At 55.3% G+C, this 1,837-nt stretch carries 1 rRNA gene; it reads right to left on the bottom strand.

The features are described from left to right. Nucleotides 1–49: 49 nt before the first annotated feature. Nucleotides 50–1,590: ribosomal RNA gene (locus tag JH15_RS17415) — 16S ribosomal RNA — on the bottom strand. Nucleotides 1,591–1,837 lie beyond the last annotated feature (247 nt).

Raw genomic sequence — 1,837 nt, 5'->3', positions numbered from 1 at the left:
ATCAGGCAATTCATTGTGAGCACTTGCCGCGAAGCAGCGAGTCGTCGTTTAAGGAGGTGATCCAGCCGCAGGTTCCCCTACGGCTACCTTGTTACGACTTCACCCCAGTCATGAACCACACCGTGGTGATCGCTCTCCCGAAGGTTAAGCTAACCACTTCTGGTGCAGTCCACTCCCATGGTGTGACGGGCGGTGTGTACAAGGCCCGGGAACGTATTCACCGTGACATTCTGATTCACGATTACTAGCGATTCCGACTTCACGGAGTCGAGTTGCAGACTCCGATCCGGACTGAGGCAAGCTTTATGGGATTAGCTCCACGTCGCCGTATTGCAACCCTTTGTACTTGCCATTGTAGCACGTGTGTAGCCCTACCCGTAAGGGCCATGATGACTTGACGTCGTCCCCACCTTCCTCCGGTTTGTCACCGGCAGTCTCCTTAGAGTTCCCGCCATTACGCGCTGGCAAATAAGGACAAGGGTTGCGCTCGTTACGGGACTTAACCCAACATTTCACAACACGAGCTGACGACAGCCATGCAGCACCTGTCTCTGCGCTCCCGAAGGCACCCCTTCGTCTCCGAAGGGTTCGCAGGATGTCAAGGGTAGGTAAGGTTCTTCGCGTTGCATCGAATTAAACCACATGCTCCACCGCTTGTGCGGGCCCCCGTCAATTCATTTGAGTTTTAACCTTGCGGCCGTACTCCCCAGGCGGTCGACTTATCGCGTTAACTGCGCCACTAAGAACTCAAGGCTCCCAACGGCTAGTCGACATCGTTTACGGCGTGGACTACCAGGGTATCTAATCCTGTTTGCTACCCACGCTTTCGCACCTCAGCGTCAGTGTCAGACCAGAAGGCCGCCTTCGCCACTGGTATTCCTCCCGATCTCTACGCATTTCACCGCTACACCGGGAATTCTACCTTCCTCTTCTGCACTCTAGCCAAACAGTTCCGGATGCCATTCCCAGGTTGAGCCCGGGGCTTTCACAACCGGCTTACTTGGCCGCCTACGCGCGCTTTACGCCCAGTAATTCCGATTAACGCTCGCACCCTCCGTATTACCGCGGCTGCTGGCACGGAGTTAGCCGGTGCTTCTTCTGTGGGTGATGTCCTTCCTTACGGGTATTAACCGCAAGGCCTTCTTCCCCACTGAAAGTGCTTTACAACCCGAAGGCCTTCTTCACACACGCGGCATGGCTGGATCAGGGTTGCCCCCATTGTCCAATATTCCCCACTGCTGCCTCCCGTAGGAGTCTGGGCCGTGTCTCAGTCCCAGTGTGGCTGATCATCCTCTCAGACCAGCTACGGATCGTCGCCTTGGTAGGCCGTTACCCTACCAACTAGCTAATCCGACATAGGCTCATCCGATAGCGCAAGGTCCGAAGAGCCCCTGCTTTCCCCCGTAGGGCGTATGCGGTATTAGCCTGGGTTTCCCCAGGTTATCCCCCACTACCGGGCAGATTCCTATGCATTACTCACCCGTCCGCCGCTCGTCAGCATCCAGCAAGCTGGACCTGTTACCGCTCGACTTGCATGTGTTAAGCCTGCCGCCAGCGTTCAATCTGAGCCATGATCAAACTCTTCAGTTTCAATCATTGCGGTTCTTGCTTGCCCGAAGGCAAAAGCGAACCAATCTTGGCTCAAGGTTTCAAACGTCTCTTGACGAGACACTTGCCTTGAAGTTTCGGTGACTATTCACCGCTTCATCGACAAGCGCCCACATGAATTACCTGATCGATTGTTAAAGAGCGTCTCGCTTGCTACCGTAGCCCGGAGGCTTCGTCAGCGCCCTGCGAGGAAGGCGTATTCTACCGATTCGACGTTGTCAGTCAAGGC

Source organism: Litchfieldella xinjiangensis, from assembly GCF_000759345.1.
GTDB classification, from domain to species: domain Bacteria; phylum Pseudomonadota; class Gammaproteobacteria; order Pseudomonadales; family Halomonadaceae; genus Litchfieldella_A; species Litchfieldella_A xinjiangensis.
Note: the sequence above shows the minus strand (reverse complement) of the source record. Positions and strands in the feature narration are given on the sequence as shown.